The following is an 18,477-nucleotide window of genomic DNA, read 5'->3' as shown; positions in this document are numbered from 1 at the left end:
GGGTTCCTGCGGAGCGGGCGGGCCGGGACGAAGTCCCGCAAGAGGGGCGGCGCGACCTTTTCGCAGAGGGCAGCGCTCCCCTCTCCCGACCCGCTCACGCGGGCCACCCTCCCCCGCAGCGGGGGGGGAGGGTTCTCGCGCTCGAACACCGAAGCATCCAAAAGAATGATCGTCCGCTCGCGTCCGGGTCTTCTGACGATCCTGTTCACCCTGCGCGGCTCGATCCTGCCGCAGGTGGCGCCGAAAGTTCTGGGCATCACCGCCGTGGCGCTCGCCGTAGTGGCGGCGGAGATGCGGTGGCCCGCAGCCTTCCCCATCACCGCCGGGGTCGGGCCGTTCACCCTCATCGGGTTGGCCCTCTCGATCTTCCTGAGCTTTCGCAACGGCGCCTGCTACGATCGCTGGTGGGAGGCGCGCCGGGCCTGGGGCTCGCTGATCGTCGAGACGCGGGGGATCGCCCGCCTGCTGGCCGCACTCCTGCCCGAGCCGGAGCATCAGGACCTGCGGCGACGGGTCCTGCGGCGGATTTCGGGGTTCGCCCATGCCCTCCATGCCCAGGTGCGGGGCGGAAACGAGGTCGCGGCCGCGAGCCCCTGGCTTCCGCCCGGCGAGGCCGACGCCCTCGTCCGGGGGCCGAGCGCGGCCGATGCTGTGCTGGCGCGCCTCACCGCCGATCTGGCCGGGGCCTACCGAACCGGCGCCCTCACGGATGTGCTGTTCGGCCTCCTCGAACAGCGGATCGCCGCCCTCTCCCAGGCGCAGGTCGTGTGCGAGCGCATCCACGGTACGCCGTTGCCGTTCGCCTACACCCTGCTCCTGTACCGCACGGCGTGGCTCTATTGCCTGCTGCTGCCGTTCGGCCTCGCGGCCTCCCTCGGCTGGGCGACGCCGCTCGCCGTGGCCCTCGTCGCCTACACGTTCTTCGGCCTCGATGCCCTCGGCGACGAACTCGAGGAGCCGTTCGGCACGGAGCCCAACGATCTGCCGTTGGACGCTCTCCTCCATACCCTCGACGGCGTCGTCCTCGACGCGCTCGGCGAGCCGGCCCCTCCGGCGCTCAAGCCGGAGCGGTATTGGCTGACGTGAGAGACCGACGTCGCCGTCGTCGGCAGAGGCAGGCTGCCCCTTCGATCGCCAGTCAGGAATAGCATTCCGCCCGTCCCCATTCGGCAGCGGCACCGCCGATGCAGGCCTGAGGCCGCAGATTTGCCGTCGTGGCGCATTGGTCGACGGGGCGACGACCACAACCAAGCGGTTCACAGTGCGGCGATCGAATGCGACGCCTCGCTCGTCCCTGCAGGTCGTCGAATGCGAGATAGTTCAGCGGGTCGTGCAGGTATACAGGGACGAACCGTACGACGAGTCCCGCTTCTTCGTATCAGCCAGACGTTTCTATCACGCTGCGGAAACCGACGCGCGATGGCGGAAAGCACGATGAGAAACTCGCGAAATGGGAGACGGCACGCAGTGCGCATGATGCTAGGCGGCAAATACCGCGGCCTCGCGCCTGGTCCGGCCATAATTCGATATCGTCAGATTCCAAGTCTCGCAACAGGTACCACAATACGATCAAGGCTCGATAAATTTCGGTTGTTATTTATTTCGAGGGCACCTGTAGCATAACCTCCGGTAGAATCGATCGCCACAAAAACAAGACATCAAATGCAATGACTTATTCTTGCGTATATTCGTATTTACTAGAGATCCGAGCGAATACAATTCGACAATAAAAACAATCCGTAACAGTTTTTTAGAACGTAGTCCCTACTAACACAGATCATATTCAATCGATCCGGTTTCGCCAGTGACACAAGTCACATCATCCAATCGCGCAGGCTTGCTCCTCCTCTGGGGCACGGCGCTCGCGATCCTGGTTCTCCCGGTCAGCGTCATGGCGGTCCCGACCTCGGACACCGTGGCTGTGATTGGTCCGCCTGGGCGCGACACAGCAGCCATCGTGGCACGGGCTGGAGGCACCATTCTGCGTCTCGGCGGCTGGGACAATGTCCTCGTGGTGCGGGCCGGGTCGACCGATTTTGTCGCTCGCCTCTACGCCTCCGGAGCTTGGCTCGTCATAGACGCCCAGTTTGCCACAGCCTGCACGCCATCCTCCCGAATCTGACCAGCGCAATGGACCCCGGCCCGCGATGACGAACCTGGATTCTCTCCGGCAAATTTTCGGCCGATATCTCATCACCCTCCTCTGGATGCATCTCCCGGTCATCGCATTCAGCGCCTGGGTCGCTGGAAATGCGCCGACGGTACCCCTCGTGGTCGCCGGCCTCCTGGCTGGACTCAGCACCTTGGTGTGGTGGAACTCGCCGACAGGCTTGGCCACCCGCCTGGTCTGCAGCCTATCGCTCGTTCAAATGGCCGCGATCCTGATCTCTGCGCTGACGGGGCATCTCTGGCAGATCGACCTGCACATGTACTTCTTCGTCTGCCTGGCAGTGCTGATCGCGTGGTGCGACTGGACCGTTCTTGTCGTTTGCGCCGCCGCCATCGCCGGTCACCATCTCGCGGTGAACATCGCGATGCCGGCGCTGATCTTTCCCGGTGGAGCCAAGAACTCGGACACGGCACGCGTGGTACTCCATGCTGTCATGCTAATCTTCGAGACGTGCGTGCTGGCCTGGATCGCGCGCACCATCGCGACGGTGTTCGCCGCACAAGCTGCCGCCGAGGGCGCGATCCGGGAGCAAATGGAGCGGATGCGGGCACTGGAATCGGAGACCGTCCTGATGCGGGCCGGAGCGGATACGCAGCGCCGGGCCGCCATGCAGCAGACCGCCCACTACTTTGAATCCACGGTGAGCGGCATCCTGGGCCGGGTCACGCAAGCGGCGGCGGCGATGCAGGACACCGCCCGGGTCATGCGGGGGACGGCGGAGGGCACGACGGACCGGGCCATGTCCGTGGTCGGCGCCGCCGAGAGGGCCGCGCACAACGTCAGCCAAGTGGCCTGTGCCGCCGAGGAACTCGGCGCTTCCGTTCAGGAGATCGGTCGCCAGGTGGCGGAATCGGCGCGGGTGGCACAGGGCGCGGTGGGTCAAGCCAACGCCACCGGTCACCTGGTTCATGCTTTGAGCACGGGCGCAGCCCGGATCGGAGACGTCGTCGGAATGATTTCCGGCATTGCCGGCCAAACAAACCTCCTGGCCCTCAACGCAACCATCGAAGCGGCGCGCGCCGGGGAAGCCGGACGGGGCTTTGCGGTCGTGGCGGCAGAGGTCAAGGAGCTCGCCAACCAGACCGCCCGGGCGACCGAGGACATCACGCAGCAGATCAACGCGATTCAAGGCACGACCGGTGAGGCGGTAACGGCCATCGAGGCGATCGTTGCGCAGATCCGCACGATGAGCCGGACGGCGGACGCCATCGCTTCGGCGGTAGACCAGCAGGGATCGGCGACCCAGGAGATCATTCGCAATGTGGCTGAGGCAGCCACCGGTACCGGGGCAATCACGGCCGTCATCGGCGGCGTCGCCCACTCGGCCGGCGAGACCGGCGAGGCGGCGGCCCGGGCCCTCGCCTCGGCCTCGGAACTGGCGCAGGAAGCCAATCAACTCGGAGGCGAGGTCAACCGGTTCCTCCAAACCGTCAAGGCGGCCTGATTGTGAAGGCTGCCTGACGCGCCAGGGCGTGAGGGCGCGACGTGGCTTCTCCCGAGCCGTCGCCTAGCAAAGGCAATCCGGGTCGACGGCCTGCTGGACGCCGATCGGAATCCACGAAAGTCCGATGCGGCTTCGGGTCGACCACTCAATCCGGCCGGTTCGTACCTGTGGAGTCGGTTCGCAGCACTGCTCGTGATGAACGAAGCGCGTGCCCTGGAACTAGCTGGAACAGGACGGAGCGCTTCGGACTTGCGAACCGAGCATTGCCCGAACCCGAGCCGAAGCATGGCAGAAGACGTCGAGTTGGTGCATTCGGAGCGCGGACGGAGCGGCCCGTGGGGCGGGTTGCAAACCGCAAGGTCGATAGCGCCAAGCCTCATCCGGTTGGCATCTTAAAACAGGCGTCGTGAGACGGAAGACCCATATCCGCCTCCGAGATCTTCCGGAATCGAGGGGACGGGTGTCGAGCGGCACGTCCGCCGCCGTCCCTCGACCGCCGGTCATCCGCCACTCAATACTCCCAGAAGATCCGCTGCAGCTCCTTCGTGTCCTGCGTTTTCGTCAGCGCCACCGCGGCCAGGATCTTGGCCTTCTGCGGGTTGAGGTCATGGGCCACCACCCAGTCGTACTTGTCGTCGGGCTGCTCGGCGTTGCGCAGGACGAAGCCGTCGCCGACGCGCGACGAGCGGATGATCTGCACGCCCTTCGCGCGGAGGTCCTTCAGGGTGTCGACGAGGTACCCGGCGACCGAGCCGTTGCCGGTGCCGGCGTGGATGATCGCCTTGGCGCCGCCCGCGACCGCCGAGGTGTAGGGCTCCGGGTGCATGTTGCCGGAGCCGTACACGATGGCGACCTCGGGCAGGCTGTCGATCCCGTCGATATTGAACTCGGAGGTGGTGCCGTGGCGCTTCACCGGGGCGCGGAACCAGTAGGTCTTGCCCTCGACCACCATGCCCAGCGGTCCCCATTGGCTGAAGAAGGCGGAGGGCTTGATGTTGACACGCTTGGTGCTGTCGCGGCCGGCCTGGATCTCGTCGTTCATGGTCAGCAGCACGCCCTTGGCGCGCGCCTCCTTGGCGCTCGCCACCACGACGGCGTCGAGGAGGTTGAGGGCCCCGTCCGCCGAGATCGCCGTGGAGGGGCGCATGGAAGCCACCATCACGATGGGCTTGTCGGTCTTCACCACGAGGTCGAGGAAGTAGGCCGTTTCCTCCACCGTGTCGGTGCCGTGGGTGACGACCACCCCGTCGACGTCGTCGCGCTTGACCAGGGCCGAGATCTGCTTGGCGAGCTGGATGAGTTGGGCGTTGGTGAAGCTCTCGGAGGCGATCTGGAACGCCTGCTCGCCGCGCACGTCGGCCACGCCCGCGATGGCCGGCACGGCGGCGATGAGCTTGTCCACCGGCACCTTGGCGGCCTGGTAGGTGGCGCTGTTGGCCGCATCCGCCCCCGCCCCCGCGATGGTCCCGCCGGTGGCGACGATGACGACGCGTGGTTTTGCCGTCACAGCCGCCGGGGCGGTGGTGCCGGGCGCGGCGGGAGCCGGGCCTTCCAGGGCGGCGACGGGCAGGCTTCCCGCCATGAGGAGCGCCAGAAGGGTGGCCGGTGCGGTGCGTCGCATGAATCGGTCCTGGGTCGGTGACGGTGTTCCCGCTATTGTGGCCCGTGCAACCACCCGCGCCCAGGTGAAAAAGACAGCGATGGGTACCATTCGAGGTGCAGCACGCCCGACTTGTCACCGGATCGACGAAAAACTCTCCCGGCCGGGACGGGCCGGGAGAGCGAAGGGCGGCAACGGCGAGACCCTTCAGTCGAGGGCCGCCGCTTCCCGGGTCGGAGCCGGGCGCGGCCGGGACACGGCGACGGTGTCGCCGGTGCGGCTGATCTCGACGGCCTCGGCGGCCGCGCCGCGTTCCTGCGGCGTCGAGAGGGTCACGCTCTGGCCGGAGGCCAGGACGGTCTCGAAGCGGACGGCGCGGGCGGCATCCGTGCGGGCCAGGGTCACGACGACCCGGTAGCCCTTGGGCTCGGCGGTGTAATAGGCCACGCCGGCGAGTTCGCCGAGGTTGATGCTGCCGCCATCGAGCGGCTTGATGGTCTCGGCCGAAGCGGTGCCCGTGAGGGCGGCGGCGAGGGCGGCGGCGGCGGTGAAGGTCCGGAACGTCATGGTGTCGGGTCTCGCGATGTGGGCAAGAAGCGGTGTGCCCTTGCGTCTGGACCCGATATGCAGTGCGGTGCACCATGGATCAAACAGAACGCATCGATAATGACTATTGACCATGTCGATCTATCACGGATCGACCTCAACCTCCTGGTGGCCCTCGACGCTCTCCTGTCCGAGCGCGGCGTCACCCGCGCGGCCGCACGCATCGGCATCGGCCAATCCGCCATGAGCTCTTCGCTGGCGCGCCTAAGGGTGCTGTTCGGCGACGAACTCCTGACCCGGGCGCCCGAGGGGATGCGCCCGACGCCGCGCGCCCTGGCGCTCGCCGAGCCCGTCCGCACCCTGCTGCGGCAGGTGCAGTCCCTGGTCCGGCGCGACGCGGTGTTCGACCCGCGCACGGTCACGCGCACCTTCACCATCGGCCTGCCCGACAGCGCGGAGGTGCTGCTCGGGCCCCGGCTGCTCGCCTACCTGAGGGCGGAGGCGCCCGGGATCAGCCTGCTGCTGCGCTCCATCGACCGCATCCGCATCCTGCACGAGCTCGACGCCGACCGGGTCGACCTCGGCATCGGCTTCTTCACGGAGGGGCAGACGCATCACAAGCGCCGCCTGCTCTACCGCGACAACTACCTCTGCATGTTCAACGCCGACCTCGTCGGCATCACGCCCCCGATCTCGCTCGCCGATTACGTCCGCTTCCCCCACGTCCTCACCAGCCTCAAGGAGACCGCCCACGGGGTGGTGGACGACGCCCTGGCGAAACTCGGGATGAGCCGGACCCTGGCGGTGACGACGCCGCGCTTCCTCGCCGTGCCGTTCCTCGTGCGCAGCGCCCCGGTGATCACCACCATGCACGCGCGCCTCGCCACCTTCTTCGCCGGGGCACTCGGGCTCAGCGTCAGCCCGGCCCCCGTGGAACTGGAGGATGTGGCGATCTCGATGCTGTGGCACGCCTCCTACGACGACGATCCGGCCCATCGCTGGCTGCGCGCCACCATCCTTCGCCTTGCCGAGGCCGAAGCGCCGGGCACCGCCTTCGGTGCGGCGCGTTAGGAGCGAACACCGAGGAGGACGCCCATGGCCGACGATCACGACGACACGTCTCAGGATGCCGCGAAAGACACCCGGAAGGGCCCTCAGGGTAAGCCCGCCAACGCGGCCCCGGACGCGGTGATGGACCCCAACGAGAAGACCGACGGCAAGCCCGGCGCGGGCCCCCAGGGCGGCGGCACGCCGGACGACGAGACCGATCCCGGCGGCGGCTGACGCGCCCTTTGCGGGGCGTCCCTTGCCGGCCGGGGCCCCTTGTCGACCGAAGGACCTTTGCCGGCCGGGGCCACTTGTCGGCCGAAGGCCGACCGGTACGGTATCCCGAAAGGGAGACACGCCATGAACACCTCCGATTCGGCCCCGGCCGCCGGACCCTCGATCTATGACCGGGATCTGGACAAGAACCCGGCCAACCATCAGCCGCTCACGCCCCTGAGCTACCTCGATCGCGCGGCGCGGGTGTTTCCCGACCACGTCGCGGTGATCCACGGACCGCTGCGCCGGACCTACGCCGACCTCTACGCGCGCAGCCGACGCCTCGCCGCGGCCCTGGCCGCACGCGGCATCGGCCGGGGCGACACCGTGGCGGTGCTGCTCGCCAACACGCCCGAGATGATCGAGTGCCATTACGGGGTGCCGATGACCGGCGCCGTGCTCAACACCCTGAACACCCGCCTCGACGCCGCCGGCCTCGCCTTCTGCCTCGATCACGGCGAAGCGAAGATCCTCGTCATCGACCGGGAATTCTCCACGGTGGTCGCGTGCGCCCTGGCGCAGGCGACGGTGAAACCCCTCGTCATCGACGTCGACGATCCGGTCTTCACCGGCGACGGCTCGGCCGTCGGCAGCCTCGGTTACGAGGCGCTTCTGGCCGAGGGCGATCCGGCGGCGGATTGGGCGATGCCGGCGGACGAGTGGGACGCGATCGCGCTGAACTACACTTCCGGCACCACGGGCGACCCCAAGGGGGTGGTCTATCACCATCGCGGCGCGGCCCTGCTGTCGCTCGGCAACGTCATCACCGGCAACCTCGGGCAGCATCCGGTCTATCTCTGGACCCTGCCGATGTTTCACTGCAACGGCTGGTGCTTCCCCTGGACCCTCTCGGTGGTGGCCGGCACCCATGTCTGCCTCAGGCAGGTGCGGGCCAGGGCGCTCTACGCGGCGATCGCCGAGCACGGCGTCACCCATCTGTGCGGCGCGCCCATCGTCATGCAGCTCCTCCTCGGAGCCTCCGACGGCGAGCGCCGCCCCCTCCCCCACCGGGTCGCCTTCCTCACCGCCGCCGCCCCGCCACCCCAGGCGGTGCTGGCCGCCATGGGGGCGGCCGGCTTCGACGTGACCCACCTCTACGGGCTGACGGAGACCTACGGACCGGCGGTGGTGAACGCCTGGCACCGGGACTGGGACGCCCTCGATGCCGATGCGCGGGCCGAGAAGATGGCGCGCCAGGGCGTGCGCTACCCCGTGCTCGAAGGGTTCGACATCCGCGATCCCGAAACCTGCGAGTCCGTACCGGCCGACGGGAGGACCATGGGCGAGGCGATGTTCCGCGGCAACGTGGTGATGCGCGGCTACCTCAAGAACCCGTCCGCCACCGAGGCCGCTTTCAAGGGCGGCTGGTTCCGCTCGGGCGACCTCGGGGTGAAGCACCCCGACGGCTACATCCAGCTCAAGGACCGCGCGAAGGACATCATCATCTCGGGCGGCGAGAACATCTCCTCCATCGAGGTCGAGGACGCCCTGTTCCGCCACCCGGCGATCGCCTCCGCCGCCGTGGTCGCCCGGCCGGACCCGAAATGGGGCGAGACCCCCATGGCCTTCGTCGAACTCAAACCCGGCGCTACCCTCGAGGCCGACGCCCTCATCGCCTGGTGCCGCGAGCGGCTGGCCGGCTACAAGCTGCCGCGCCATATCGTGTTCGGGGACTTGCCCAAGACCGCGACGGGCAAGGTGCAGAAGTATCTTTTGCGGGAGCGGGCGAAGGCGGAATGACATGGTCGCCGCCGGATGAGTTCGGTGACGTGGTGAAACGCGTGTCCCCACACCTTCCAGGCGGGGGAGCCGGTCGCGCTCGCGCGATCCGAAGTCGATCTCATCACGACCCCGCCGGACTTTTCGATCCGCAATGGCGCCCATTCAGACTGCGGCGATAACGGTGATGCGATTGCCAGAGGCCCAGCCCAGCACTCCCTAGAAGGGCTAGGATCAGAACGGGCGAAAAGATCCAGATCATGAACGCGGCCTTCTCCCCGTCGGCCGTCGCAAGCCAGCGAATGCCGAGACTGAACGCCAGGAGGCCAGCGGCGAAGGTACCGATCGCGGTCAAGGCGCCGACGAGCAGCGCCGACAGCTTGGGGTGGTTCACTTCGAAACCTCCGCTGCGGCGTTTCGATGTCGCCCGGACATCGGCACACCCGATGTGGTCCGCGCGCGAGTTTCGCAAAAAAGAAAAGGCCGGGCAAATGCCCGGCCTTTTCCCCAGTCCAATGGTGCGGCGCGTTACGCGGCGCCACCCGAGCGCTCGAAGCGCTTGCGCTCGTTGGGGTCGAGGTAGGTCTTGCGCAGGCGGATCGACTTCGGCGTGACTTCCATCAACTCGTCGTCCTGAATCCAGGCGAGCGAGCGCTCCAGGGTCATGCGGATCGGCGGGGTCAGGCGCACGGCCTCGTCCTTCGAGGTGGTGCGGATGTTGGTGAGCTTCTTGCCCTTGAGCACGTTCACCTCGAGGTCGTTCTCGCGGTTGTGCTCGCCGATGATCATGCCCTGATAGACCTTGGCGCCGGGCTCGATCATCATCGGGCCGCGATCCTCCAGGTTCCACATGGCGTAGGCCACGGCCTCGCCCTTGTCGTTGGAGATCAGCACGCCGTTGCGGCGGCCCATCATCTCGCCCTTGTAGGGCTCGTAGGCCTTGAACAGGCGGTTCATGATCGCGGTGCCGCGCGTGTCGGTCATGAGCTCGCCCTGATAGCCGATGAGGCCACGGGTGGGCGCGTGGAAAACGAGGCGCAGGCGGGAACCGCCCGACGGCCGCATCTCGATCATCTCGGCCTTGCGCTCGGACATCTTCTGCACGACGACGCCGGAATACTCCTCGTCGACGTCGATCACGACCTCCTCGACGGGCTCCAGCACGCCGCCGTCCTCGTCCTTCGACAGCACCACGCGGGGACGCGACACGGCGATCTCGAAGCCCTCGCGGCGCATGGTCTCGATGAGGATGGCGAGCTGCAATTCGCCGCGACCCGAGACGTAGAACGAATCCTTGTCCTCGGCCTCCTCGATCTTGAGCGTGACGTTGCCCTCGGCCTCCTTGAACAGGCGGTCGCGGATCATGCGGCTCGTGACCTTGTCGCCCTCGGTGCCGGCGAGGGGCGAATCGTTGACGATGAAGGACATCGTGACGGTGGGCGGATCGATCGGCTGGGCCTGGATCGGGGTCTCGACCTGCGGATCGCAGAACGTGTCGGCGACGGTGCCCTTCACGAGGCCCGCGATGGAGACGATGTCGCCCGCCTCACCGATCTCGATGGGCGAACGCTCAAGGCCGCGAAACGCCAGGATCTTCGAGACGCGGCCGGTCTCCACGAGCTTGCCCGTGCGGTCCATGACCTTGATGGCCTGGTTCGGCTTGACCGTGCCGGACGCGATGCGGCCGGTGATGATGCGGCCGAGGAACGGGTTGGCCTCGAGCAGGGTGCCGAGCATCCGGAACGCGCCTTCCTCGACCTTGGCCTGGGGCACGTGGGCGAGCACGAGGTCGAACAGGGGCGCGAGGCCGTCCTCCTGCGAACCGTCGGGCGAGGTCGCCATCCAGCCGGCGCGGCCCGAGCCGTACAGGATCGGGAAGTCGAGCTGGTCGTCGGTGGCGTCGAGGGCCGCGAAGAGGTCGAACACCTCGTTCACCACCTCGGTGATGCGGGCGTCGGGGCGGTCGACCTTGTTGATCGCCACGATGGGCTTGAGGCCGATCTTGAGGGCCTTGCCGACCACGAACTTGGTCTGCGGCATCGGGCCTTCGGCGGCATCCACCAGCACGATCACACCATCGACCATGGAGAGGATGCGCTCGACCTCACCGCCGAAATCGGCGTGGCCGGGGGTGTCGACGACGTTGACGCGGGTGTCCTTCCAGACGACCGAAGTGGCCTTGGCCAGGATCGTGATGCCGCGCTCCTTCTCGAGGTCGTTGGAATCCATGGCGCGCTCTTCGACGCGCTGGTTCTCGCGGAACGATCCCGACTGCGACAGCAGCTTGTCGACGAGCGTCGTCTTGCCGTGGTCGACGTGGGCGATGATGGCGATGTTGCGAAGCTTCATAGGGTATCCGGAAGCGAGAAGAGCCCGTCACGCGACGGGCCGCAGGAATGCGGCCGGCTGCGCCGGGTCACGGGATCGAGCTATCGCGTCGCAATAGAAGGTGTCGGGCGTTCCGGCAAGGGGGCGGAGCTCCGAGCCTGGGCATGGCGGCTTCCCGCCGGACGCGGAGCCGGACTCGGGGCAGGCTCACCGCGCCTCCGCCGGCCGCACGGACCACGTGCCCCAGTAGACCGGCCGGCCGAAGACCGAGGACGGACCCGGTTCGTCATAGCCCGGGGCGAGACGGTCGAGCCAGGTGATGAAGCCGGCCTTCGCCGGATAGCTCCCCGGGGTGTCGAGGTTGCCGTAGCGGTCGGTCATCCAGAAATGCTGCGCTCGTCCGTAGCGGCCGCTGCCGTCGCCGCCCGAACGCAGGCCGAGATAGGCCGGGGAGCGCATGATCGCCACGGGCTCGGAATACCACGTCAGGCCGGCGAGCGATCCGATGGCGAAGTCGGCCGTGTACTGGACGCAGAGATCCGCCACCGGGCCGTCCATGGTGTTGGCCGGCCGGTTGCAGCTGTAGGCCACGGCCCATCGGTCCATGCCCTTGGCCTTGGCCACGCGCACCAGGGCCTGGCCCGGCAAGGGCTCGGCGACGAGGCGGGCCGACGACCACGGCCGGTCGGCCGTCAGGTCGCGGCTCGTGCGCAGGTAGAGGCCGAGGCGGCGCCGGGCGATGGGAGCGTCGCAATCGGTGGGCAGCACGTCGGTGTAGAAGTAATGGTAGACCCGATCGACCACGCTGATGGAGCCGACGAGGTCGTTCCGGTCGAACCCTTCGCCCGGGCAATGGCCGACGACGGGCGCGCCGGTCTCGTCGAGGACGGCGCTGGGGGCGGGCGCGCCGCCGCCGCGCCGGGATCGGCGCCGCTTGCCGCCCTCCGGGGTGAACGGCACCCAGGCGACCCCGTCCTCGGCTCGCCCACGGATGTCGAAGCGCTCGAAATCCGCGGTGCGGGCCTGCATCAGGGCATGGCGATTTCCGCTCGGACTCGGGACGGTGGTGAGGAGGAAGACGTAGGAGTAGTCGTCCCCGCTCCAATCGCGTCCGGCCACCACCATGGGATGGCGCGCGGCGATCCCCTCGGGCGCCGCCTCGACGATGACCGGAGCCTGCTCGCGTCCGCGCCGGCGGCTCCGCGGCTCGCGGCGAACCACGCGGGCCAGTTCCCACAGGCGCGCCTCTGTCGGCGGCATGACCGTAGCGAGTTGCTCGGGCATCGCGCCCGACCGGACGGCTCCGCCATCGAGGGGGCTGACAACGCGGCGCGCTGGGCAGGTTTCGCCCCCGCGCCGTCCACCCATGGGCGCCTCGGCCTGGTAGATGGCTTGTAGCCGCCCGGTGCGTCCGGCGGTGCGGACGATCTGCACGTTCGAGGCCGATTCGCAGCCCCGGGGCGCGAAGAACACGCCCTCGGCCTCGCCGCCCCGGCAGATCTCCAGGGCGCCCCCGGCGGTGGGGAAGCAGGCCGGATCGGGGGCCTGGGCCGCACCCGGCGTCGCCAGGGGCAGGAGCCCGATGGCGAGAGGGAACAAGCGCGTCGCGCGGCGTACCAGACGGGGGATGAAGCGGAACTGTGTCACGGGCGAGAGTGGTAGCGTGCGCGCGGGACCGGCAAAAGGGGTCCGATCGGACGCAGACCCACCCGTCCACATGGCGTCGCGGACGGGGCCGTCACCCGGCGGCGGTCGGCCGGATCAGTCCGCCGCGATCGCCTCGACCCCGCACCATTCGGCGACGAACAGCGCGATCGCCGTGGTGACGCGCCGGACGGAGGCGAGGCTCACGCGCTCGTCGCAGCCGTGAATATCGTGGCTGATGGGGCCGTAGCACAGGGCCGGCACCCGGTCGTAGAGGGCGTGGACCCGGGTATCGAGGTAGCTCGGGGACATGAAGCTTTGGAGCGGCTGGCCCGTGGCACCCGCGTGCGCTGCGGCCAGCACCGCCTCGGCCTCCGAGCCCGGTTCGAGGAAGTAGCCCTCGGCGAAGAAACCGTCGAAGGTGACGACGGGCGGGGCGGCGGCGAGGAACGGGTCGGTGCGGGCGAACGCCGCCACCGCGTCCGCGACGGCACGGGCGGCGTCCGCCGCCGCCACGCCCGGATACAGGCCGATGCGGCAGGCGATCCGGCACCAGGCCGGCACCGAGGAAGCCCAGTCGCCGCCCTCGATCCGCCCGACATTGAGGTTGATGGCGTCCGCCGCGCCGTCGAAATGGGGCCGGCCAGCCTTGTCGGCGTTCCAGCGTGCCTCCAGGGCGCGCAGGGCTCCGACGACCCGGTAAGCGGCATCGATGGCGTTGGCGCCGGCGCCCATCGCGCGCACGTGGGTCGGGCGGCCCTGCACCGCCACGGTGAACCACAGCACGCCGACATTGGCGCGCACGAGCTTCTCGTCCTCGGGTTCGGGAATCAGCACGGCGTCGGCGCGGTATCCCGCCAAGTGGGTCATCAGGGCGCCGTTGCCGGTGGATTCCTCCTCGACCACGGATTGCAGGATGACCGGTGCGGCGGGCTGGAGGCCGATGCGGCGCAGGGCATCGAGGGCGAACAGGTTGGCGGCGTGACCGGCCTTCATGTCGGCGGCGCCGCGCCCGTACAGCCAGTCGCCGTCGATGACCGGATCGAACGGCGCGTGAGTCCACAGATCGGCGGGGCCGGTCGGCACCACGTCGACATGGGCCTGGAGGATGAGGGAGCGGCCGACGGGGTCGCGGGGCCGATGCGTCGCGATCACCAGGGGCGCGCGCGACTGCGCCTCCGTCACCCGTCCGGCGCCCGGATGGGCCGCCAGCGCCGGTCCGTCGAGGGCGAGGCGCTCCGGCGCGTAGCCGCGCGCCGCATAGGCATCGAACACGAAATCCTGGATCGCGCCCTCATGGCCCCGGACGGACCCGAACCTCACCAGGGCCTGGGTGTGGGCGACCTGCTCGGGGAATCCCGCCGCGACGGAGGCGGCGATGCGCGCGGTGAGGGCGGGGTCGAGGGGCATCGGCACTCCTGTCGGATCGGCCGACGATAGGACGCCCCGGCGCCTCGGGCGAGGCAGGACGCTTCAGGTGAGGCAGGACACTTCAGGTGAGGCAGGACACTTCAGGTAAGGAAAGCCGCGGCGGCGGCGAGCGGCAGGGCAGCCAGGGCCGCCGGGCGGATCCAGCGCGGCCGGTACGAGACCAGGCCGACGAGGATCAGCGCCGCCCCCGTGAGCGACCCGATCCACTGCACCGGTCCGAAATTCCAGTCCGCCGTGATCACGGCGGCGGCGAAGGAGGCGGCGATCCCGCACCAGCCGGTCCAGCGCAGGGCCCGCGCCCGTGCCCGCGAAGGGGCGCCGTGGAAGATCGCCCGGTGGTGGCGGTCCATGGCGAGGCAGAGGGCGGCAAGCCCCGCGAAGCTGAGGGCGAGATTGAGGGCGACGGAGGACGGGGTCATGCGCGAGCCAGGGATTCGGGGGCGGTGGCCGGGCGGGTGCGGGCCGGACCGCGATACCGCGAGACCTTGCGGGCGCCCCAGGCCAGGGCGAGGCCGATGGCGATCATCGCGGCGTCGAACCCGATGAAGTCGAAGCCTCGGTCCGTGGTGAGGGCGCTCACGAGGGGGATCGCGAGGAACAGGAGGGCGGCGGCCGTGCCCATCTCACGCCAGGTCCGGTCGTGGGGGCGCAGGAGACCGACGACGGCAGCGAGCCCCCAGGCACCGAAAAACACCCCGCCCTCCCAGGTAGCGCGCGCCTCCAGGGCCACGGGCAGGAGCCGGTTGGCGAGGAAGAACGCCGCGATTCCGATGGGCAGGCCCAGGATGGTACCGAGGTTGAGGCCGCGCACGAGGCGCAGGCCGAAGCCCGGCGCGGTGCCGGGTTTCGGCGCTCGCGCCACCGCCCACAGGACGAGGCCCGTGGCGATGGTGGCCGAGCCCATGAGGCCGCACAGGAAGAACAGCACCCGCAGGGCGGGCCCGGCGAAATGCGCCTCGTGCAGGCCGAGGAAACTCGTGAAGACGTGGGCGACGGGCTTCAAGGTCCCGAGGCGCGCGATCACCGCGCCCGAGACCGCCTCGAACACTACCTGCGGGTGGCGGTGGGCGAGGCCCTTGGGCTCTTCGAAGACAGCCGCCACCGTAGAGGCGGCGTCGCCCGGATTGTTGACGATGACCATTTCGAGGGGTTCGGACACCTCCGCCTGCGCCCGCGCCATCAGGGGTGCCAGGGGGAGGGCCTCGGCGGGGCGCCCGGCGGCGGCGCGCCAGGCCGGAGTCTGCCCGGTCTCCACAAAGAACCGCATGGCGTCGCCCTTGTAGGCGGAGGCGACGCCCCAGGGCATGAGGGTGAACGCCAGGGTGACGATGCCCGTGTAGGTGATCATGAGGTGGAACGGCAGGGCGAGCACACCCGTGACGTTGTGGGCGTCGAGCCAGCCGCGCTGGGCCGATCGGTCCCGCCGGAAGGTGAAGAAGTCCGCGAAGATCCGCCGGTGGGTGACGATGCCGGAGACCAGGGCGACGAGCAGCACCATGGCGCTGGCCCCGACGATCCAGCGCCCGATCTCGGGCATCATCTGCAGTTCGTAGTGGAAGCGGTAGAGAAAATCGCCGCCCTGCGTCGCCCGCGCCGTGGTCGGCGCGCCGGTCTCGGCGTCCAGGGTCGCCTGCTGGATCGGCGCCTCGAAGCTGTCGAGCCAGTACACCCCGATGAGGGGCCGATCCTCCTGCGGCACGGACACGAACCACGACACGGCCTTCGGCGCGTGGACCTTAAGGTAGGCTGCGCCGCGCTCGGCCGCGATTCCCGGCTCGACGGCGGCGGCCCGCAGCTCGGGGCGCATCCACAGGGAGATGTCGGTCCGGTAGTAGGTCGCCGTGCCGGTCATGAAGACGGCGAACATCACCCAGCCGGTCACGAGACCGGCCCAGGTGTGCAGCCACGCCATGGATTGGCGGAACCCCTGCTTCATGCCGGCGACGCCGTATCCACGAGGGCGAGGGCGAGCCACAGGCCGCCGCCCAGCAGGATGCCCGGAATGGCGAGGCCGAGGGCGGCCCGGACGAGGGTCCGGGCGGCGAACACCCAGACCACGGCGCCGACCATGACGGCGAAGCTGAGCAGGGTCGCCGTCGCCACGGCCTCGGAGCGGACCATGGGGAGCACGAGGGACAGGAACGCGGTGGACAGCGCCGCGATGGCGTAACCGCCGAAGGTGGCGAGCACGACGCGGCCGGCGACGGCGGCACGCACACGCCAGCCAAGGCCTCGACCGGGGTTTCGCAGGGCGGTTTCGTCCGGCATCGGCGGCACTTTCGATCGGCGGTCGCACGGACGGCAAGGCCGGGACCATCGCCCCGAGGCTACGCACCGCCGTCTCAGATTGGATGCGCTCCGCTATACCGATCTCCCACTTACGCGGGCAATCAGTATGTTATGGAACCATTCCAAAGTTGCTTTGCTGAATATCGGTGTCCTTGCCGAAACCTCCCGCAGCCCTCCTTCTGACCGAGAGCGCAGCCGTGGAATAAGCCGTTTCAAATCGTGTTGACGGTCCGAATGGAGGTCCACTCGGAGACTCGCTCCGGGTTAACATGTCGGCCGAGAACCACTTCGCCGGCCAAGAACCATTTCGGGGCTTCCGTTCACAACGGGCCGCGGCCCCTCCCCTCGGAAGAGAGATGTCGTGTCCGCAAGTTCCGCCGTCAGTCCGTCGAACCCCGCCCGCCCCCCGATCCGCTTTCGCGGCCGTTCGTTCATGGCCCTCGTCCTCGCGCCGGTGCCGCCGGTGGCCGAATGGCTGGAGGAACTCGACGCCCTCGCCCGGCGCTCGCCGGCCTTCTTCGTCGGGCGGCCGGTGATCCTCGAAATTTCGGGCGCCGGCCTCGACCGGGAGGGATTGCGGGCCCTCGTGGCGGACCTCTCCGGCCGCAACGTCACCGTGATGGGCATCGAGGGTGCGGCGCACGGTCTCCTCGGCGACGGCCTGCCGCCGCCCCTGGCCGGCGGACGCCCCGTGGAGGAGGTTGCGGCTCCGGAGGCCGAGGCGCCCGAGGCCCGGATGTCGGTGGCCTCGTCACCGGCGCCGGCCCGCTCCCTGATCCTCGACGCGCCCGTGCGCTCCGGCCAGACGGTGCTGCATCTCGACGGCGACATCACCGTGATGGGCTCCGTGGCGTCCGGCGCCGAGATCATCGCGGGCGGCTCGCTTCACGTCTACGGCGCCCTGCGGGGGCGGGCCATCGCGGGGGCGGCGGGGAACCCGGAGGCGCGCATCACCTGCCGCAAGTTCGAGCCCGAACTCATCGCCATCGACGGCCTCTACCGCACGGCCGACGACCTCGGGCCCGTCCAGCGCGGCCTGCCTGCGCAGGTGCGGCTCGAGGGCGACACCATCAAGGTGGCGGCTCTCGACTGAGCGAGCCTCGGCCCGGCGCCCCGCTTCGGCCCAGCCTGTTTCCTTCACCGGGCCCGTCCTGTGCTCCGGGGATCACGGTATCCCGGGACAGGGGCAATCTTTAATCCTTTGAACACGGCTCGTTAACGAAGCGGTAACCATACCGGGCATCAATGGTCTGGTAAGGAATCGCGAGACGCCGTGACCAGCGCCCCCACTCCCCGCCGATCCGTTGAGCTTCGTGGCCGTGCCTTCAAGGCGCTCGTCCTGGCCCCGGAGCTGCCGCTTCCCGATTGGTTCGCCGATCTGGACGAGGCCCTGAAGCGCTCGCCGACGCTGTTCGACGGGCGCGCCCTGATCCTCGACGTCGCGGCACTCGCGCCGGACGCCCCCGGCCTCGACCGGCTGCTCGCCGATCTCGGCAGCCGCCGCATCCGCATCCTCGGCATCGAGGGCTCGGAACTTCCCCTCGTCGGTCCGGGGCGCCCGCCCTGGCTCGGCGCGGGCCGCGGGGTCTCGACCGTCGAGATCCCGACCGTGCCGGAGGAGCCGCCGGCGCCTCCGGAGCCGGCCACGACTTCGCTGACCATCGAAGGGTCCGTGCGGTCGGGCCAGTCCATCGTCCACCCCACCGGTGACGTCACCGTGATGGGCTCGGTCTCCTCGGGGGCCGAGATCCTCGCCGGCGGGTCCATCCACGTCTACGGCGCCCTGCGGGGGCGCGCCATCGCCGGCGCCGCCCGCAACCCCCGCGCCCGCATCTGCTGCCGCAAGTTCGAGCCCGAACTCCTCGGCATCGACCGCCTCGTCCGCACGGCCGAGGACATGGGCACCCACCTGCGCGGCCAGGCCGTGCAGATCTGGCTCGATGGCGGCGCCATCAAATTCGCATCCTTGGATTGAGGGAGACA

16 protein-coding genes are annotated in these 18,477 nt (G+C 69.2%); 7 read left to right on the top strand and 9 right to left on the bottom strand.

Translation table 11 applies throughout. The features are described from left to right. The first annotated feature begins 165 nt into the window (after nt 1-165). Together ASF22_RS08385 and ASF22_RS08380 are read left to right on the top strand one after the other, a co-directional pair. The gene (locus ASF22_RS08385; RefSeq protein ID WP_056263326.1) at nt 166-1,086 is read left to right on the top strand and encodes a bestrophin family protein; all 921 of its coding nucleotides are present in this window, start codon (nt 166-168) and stop codon (nt 1,084-1,086) included. 1,061 nt (nt 1,087-2,147) lie between these two features. Beyond that, nucleotides 2,148-3,614: a methyl-accepting chemotaxis protein gene (locus ASF22_RS08380; protein WP_056263324.1), complete on the top strand. Its 1,467-nt coding sequence runs from the start codon at nt 2,148-2,150 to the stop codon at nt 3,612-3,614. A gap of 511 nt (nt 3,615-4,125) precedes the next feature. Here the strand turns inward: ASF22_RS08380 and ASF22_RS08375 are convergent. Together ASF22_RS08375 and ASF22_RS08370 are read right to left on the bottom strand one after the other, a co-directional pair. Continuing rightward, nucleotides 4,126-5,235 carry an asparaginase gene (locus tag ASF22_RS08375; protein WP_056166331.1) on the bottom strand — a complete coding sequence of 370 codons (1,110 nt, stop codon included), beginning with the start codon at nt 5,233-5,235 and terminating at the stop codon, nt 4,126-4,128. Between the two features lie 186 nt (nt 5,236-5,421). Then, nucleotides 5,422-5,781 (bottom strand): hypothetical protein, encoded by a 360-nt coding sequence (locus ASF22_RS08370; RefSeq protein WP_056263322.1) that lies wholly within the window; start codon nt 5,779-5,781, stop codon nt 5,422-5,424. A 99-nt stretch (nt 5,782-5,880) separates the two neighbouring features. Between ASF22_RS08370 and ASF22_RS08365 the strand changes: the two genes are divergently transcribed. The 3 genes from ASF22_RS08365 (at nt 5,881) to ASF22_RS08355 (ending at nt 8,823) form a co-directional block, all read left to right on the top strand. Continuing rightward, nucleotides 5,881-6,831, top strand: coding sequence for a LysR family transcriptional regulator (locus ASF22_RS08365; protein WP_056263320.1), 951 nt, complete (start codon nt 5,881-5,883; stop codon nt 6,829-6,831). Nucleotides 6,832-6,855: 24 nt separating this feature from the next. Beyond that, complete coding sequence (locus ASF22_RS08360; RefSeq protein WP_056166324.1) at nt 6,856-7,044, top strand: hypothetical protein; 189 nt, start codon at nt 6,856-6,858, stop codon at nt 7,042-7,044. 123 nt (nt 7,045-7,167) lie between these two features. After that, nucleotides 7,168-8,823 carry an acyl-CoA synthetase gene (locus tag ASF22_RS08355; protein ID WP_056263318.1) on the top strand — a complete coding sequence of 552 codons (1,656 nt, stop codon included), beginning with the start codon at nt 7,168-7,170 and terminating at the stop codon, nt 8,821-8,823. Between the two features lie 103 nt (nt 8,824-8,926). On the opposite strand, the gene ASF22_RS08350 is transcribed toward ASF22_RS08355, so the two are convergent. The 7 genes from ASF22_RS08350 to ASF22_RS08320 form a co-directional block, all read right to left on the bottom strand. Further along, nucleotides 8,927-9,196 (bottom strand): hypothetical protein, encoded by a 270-nt coding sequence (locus ASF22_RS08350; RefSeq protein ID WP_056166319.1) that lies wholly within the window; start codon nt 9,194-9,196, stop codon nt 8,927-8,929. Nucleotides 9,197-9,330: 134 nt separating this feature from the next. Then, on the bottom strand, nt 9,331-11,151 hold the full coding sequence (typA, locus tag ASF22_RS08345) for a translational GTPase TypA (RefSeq protein WP_056166316.1): 1,821 nt from the start codon (nt 11,149-11,151) through the stop codon (nt 9,331-9,333). A gap of 186 nt (nt 11,152-11,337) precedes the next feature. After that, the gene (locus ASF22_RS08340) at nt 11,338-12,729 is read right to left on the bottom strand and encodes a hypothetical protein (RefSeq protein ID WP_056263316.1); all 1,392 of its coding nucleotides are present in this window, start codon (nt 12,727-12,729) and stop codon (nt 11,338-11,340) included. Between the two features lie 162 nt (nt 12,730-12,891). After that, entirely contained in the window at nt 12,892-14,184 is a 1,293-nt protein-coding gene (locus ASF22_RS08335) for an ArgE/DapE family deacylase (protein ID WP_056263315.1), read from the bottom strand. Nucleotides 14,185-14,285: 101 nt separating this feature from the next. Further along, nucleotides 14,286-14,624, bottom strand: coding sequence for a DUF3325 domain-containing protein (locus tag ASF22_RS08330; RefSeq protein WP_056166302.1), 339 nt, complete (start codon nt 14,622-14,624; stop codon nt 14,286-14,288). Then, a complete protein-coding gene (locus ASF22_RS08325; RefSeq protein ID WP_056263313.1) occupies nt 14,621-16,141 on the bottom strand; it encodes a PepSY-associated TM helix domain-containing protein in 1,521 nt (506 codons plus the stop codon). The genes ASF22_RS08330 and ASF22_RS08325 overlap by 4 nt, the downstream gene beginning before the upstream one ends. Continuing rightward, nucleotides 16,138-16,473 (bottom strand): hypothetical protein, encoded by a 336-nt coding sequence (locus ASF22_RS08320; RefSeq protein WP_056166297.1) that lies wholly within the window; start codon nt 16,471-16,473, stop codon nt 16,138-16,140. The genes ASF22_RS08325 and ASF22_RS08320 overlap by 4 nt, the downstream gene beginning before the upstream one ends. A 454-nt stretch (nt 16,474-16,927) precedes the next feature. On the opposite strand from ASF22_RS08320, the gene minC (ASF22_RS08315) reads away from it, so the two are divergent. Continuing rightward, nucleotides 16,928-17,587 carry a septum site-determining protein MinC gene (gene minC / locus ASF22_RS08315; RefSeq protein ID WP_056166294.1) on the top strand — a complete coding sequence of 220 codons (660 nt, stop codon included), beginning with the start codon at nt 16,928-16,930 and terminating at the stop codon, nt 17,585-17,587. A 180-nt stretch (nt 17,588-17,767) separates the two neighbouring features. Then, nucleotides 17,768-18,469 carry a septum site-determining protein MinC gene (minC, locus tag ASF22_RS08310; RefSeq protein WP_056263311.1) on the top strand — a complete coding sequence of 234 codons (702 nt, stop codon included), beginning with the start codon at nt 17,768-17,770 and terminating at the stop codon, nt 18,467-18,469. Nucleotides 18,470-18,477 lie beyond the last annotated feature (8 nt).

It is taken from the genome of Methylobacterium sp. Leaf87 (assembly GCF_001422775.1).
In the GTDB taxonomy this organism is placed as follows: Bacteria; Pseudomonadota; Alphaproteobacteria; order Rhizobiales; family Beijerinckiaceae; genus Methylobacterium.
The sequence above is the reverse complement of the archived record's forward strand: the minus strand, read 5'-3'. Positions and strand labels throughout refer to the sequence as shown.

Excerpts from the sequence above, each read along its gene's own strand:
- ASF22_RS08385 (WP_056263326.1), top strand. The coding sequence starts at position 166 with ATGATCGTCCGCTCGCGTCCGGGTCTTCTGACGATCCTGTTCACCCTG.
- ASF22_RS08380 (WP_056263324.1), top strand. The coding sequence starts at position 2,148 with ATGACGAACCTGGATTCTCTCCGGCAAATTTTCGGCCGATATCTCATC.
- ASF22_RS08375 (WP_056166331.1), bottom strand. The coding sequence starts at position 5,235 with ATGCGACGCACCGCACCGGCCACCCTTCTGGCGCTCCTCATGGCGGGA.
- ASF22_RS08370 (WP_056263322.1), bottom strand. The coding sequence starts at position 5,781 with ATGACGTTCCGGACCTTCACCGCCGCCGCCGCCCTCGCCGCCGCCCTC.
- ASF22_RS08365 (WP_056263320.1), top strand. The coding sequence starts at position 5,881 with ATGACTATTGACCATGTCGATCTATCACGGATCGACCTCAACCTCCTG.
- ASF22_RS08360 (WP_056166324.1), top strand. The coding sequence starts at position 6,856 with ATGGCCGACGATCACGACGACACGTCTCAGGATGCCGCGAAAGACACC.
- ASF22_RS08355 (WP_056263318.1), top strand. The coding sequence starts at position 7,168 with ATGAACACCTCCGATTCGGCCCCGGCCGCCGGACCCTCGATCTATGAC.
- typA (WP_056166316.1), bottom strand. The coding sequence starts at position 11,151 with ATGAAGCTTCGCAACATCGCCATCATCGCCCACGTCGACCACGGCAAG.
- ASF22_RS08335 (WP_056263315.1), bottom strand. The coding sequence starts at position 14,184 with ATGCCCCTCGACCCCGCCCTCACCGCGCGCATCGCCGCCTCCGTCGCG.
- ASF22_RS08330 (WP_056166302.1), bottom strand. The coding sequence starts at position 14,624 with ATGACCCCGTCCTCCGTCGCCCTCAATCTCGCCCTCAGCTTCGCGGGG.
- ASF22_RS08325 (WP_056263313.1), bottom strand. The coding sequence starts at position 16,141 with ATGAAGCAGGGGTTCCGCCAATCCATGGCGTGGCTGCACACCTGGGCC.
- ASF22_RS08320 (WP_056166297.1), bottom strand. The coding sequence starts at position 16,473 with ATGCCGGACGAAACCGCCCTGCGAAACCCCGGTCGAGGCCTTGGCTGG.
- minC (WP_056166294.1), top strand. The coding sequence starts at position 16,928 with ATGGCCCTCGTCCTCGCGCCGGTGCCGCCGGTGGCCGAATGGCTGGAG.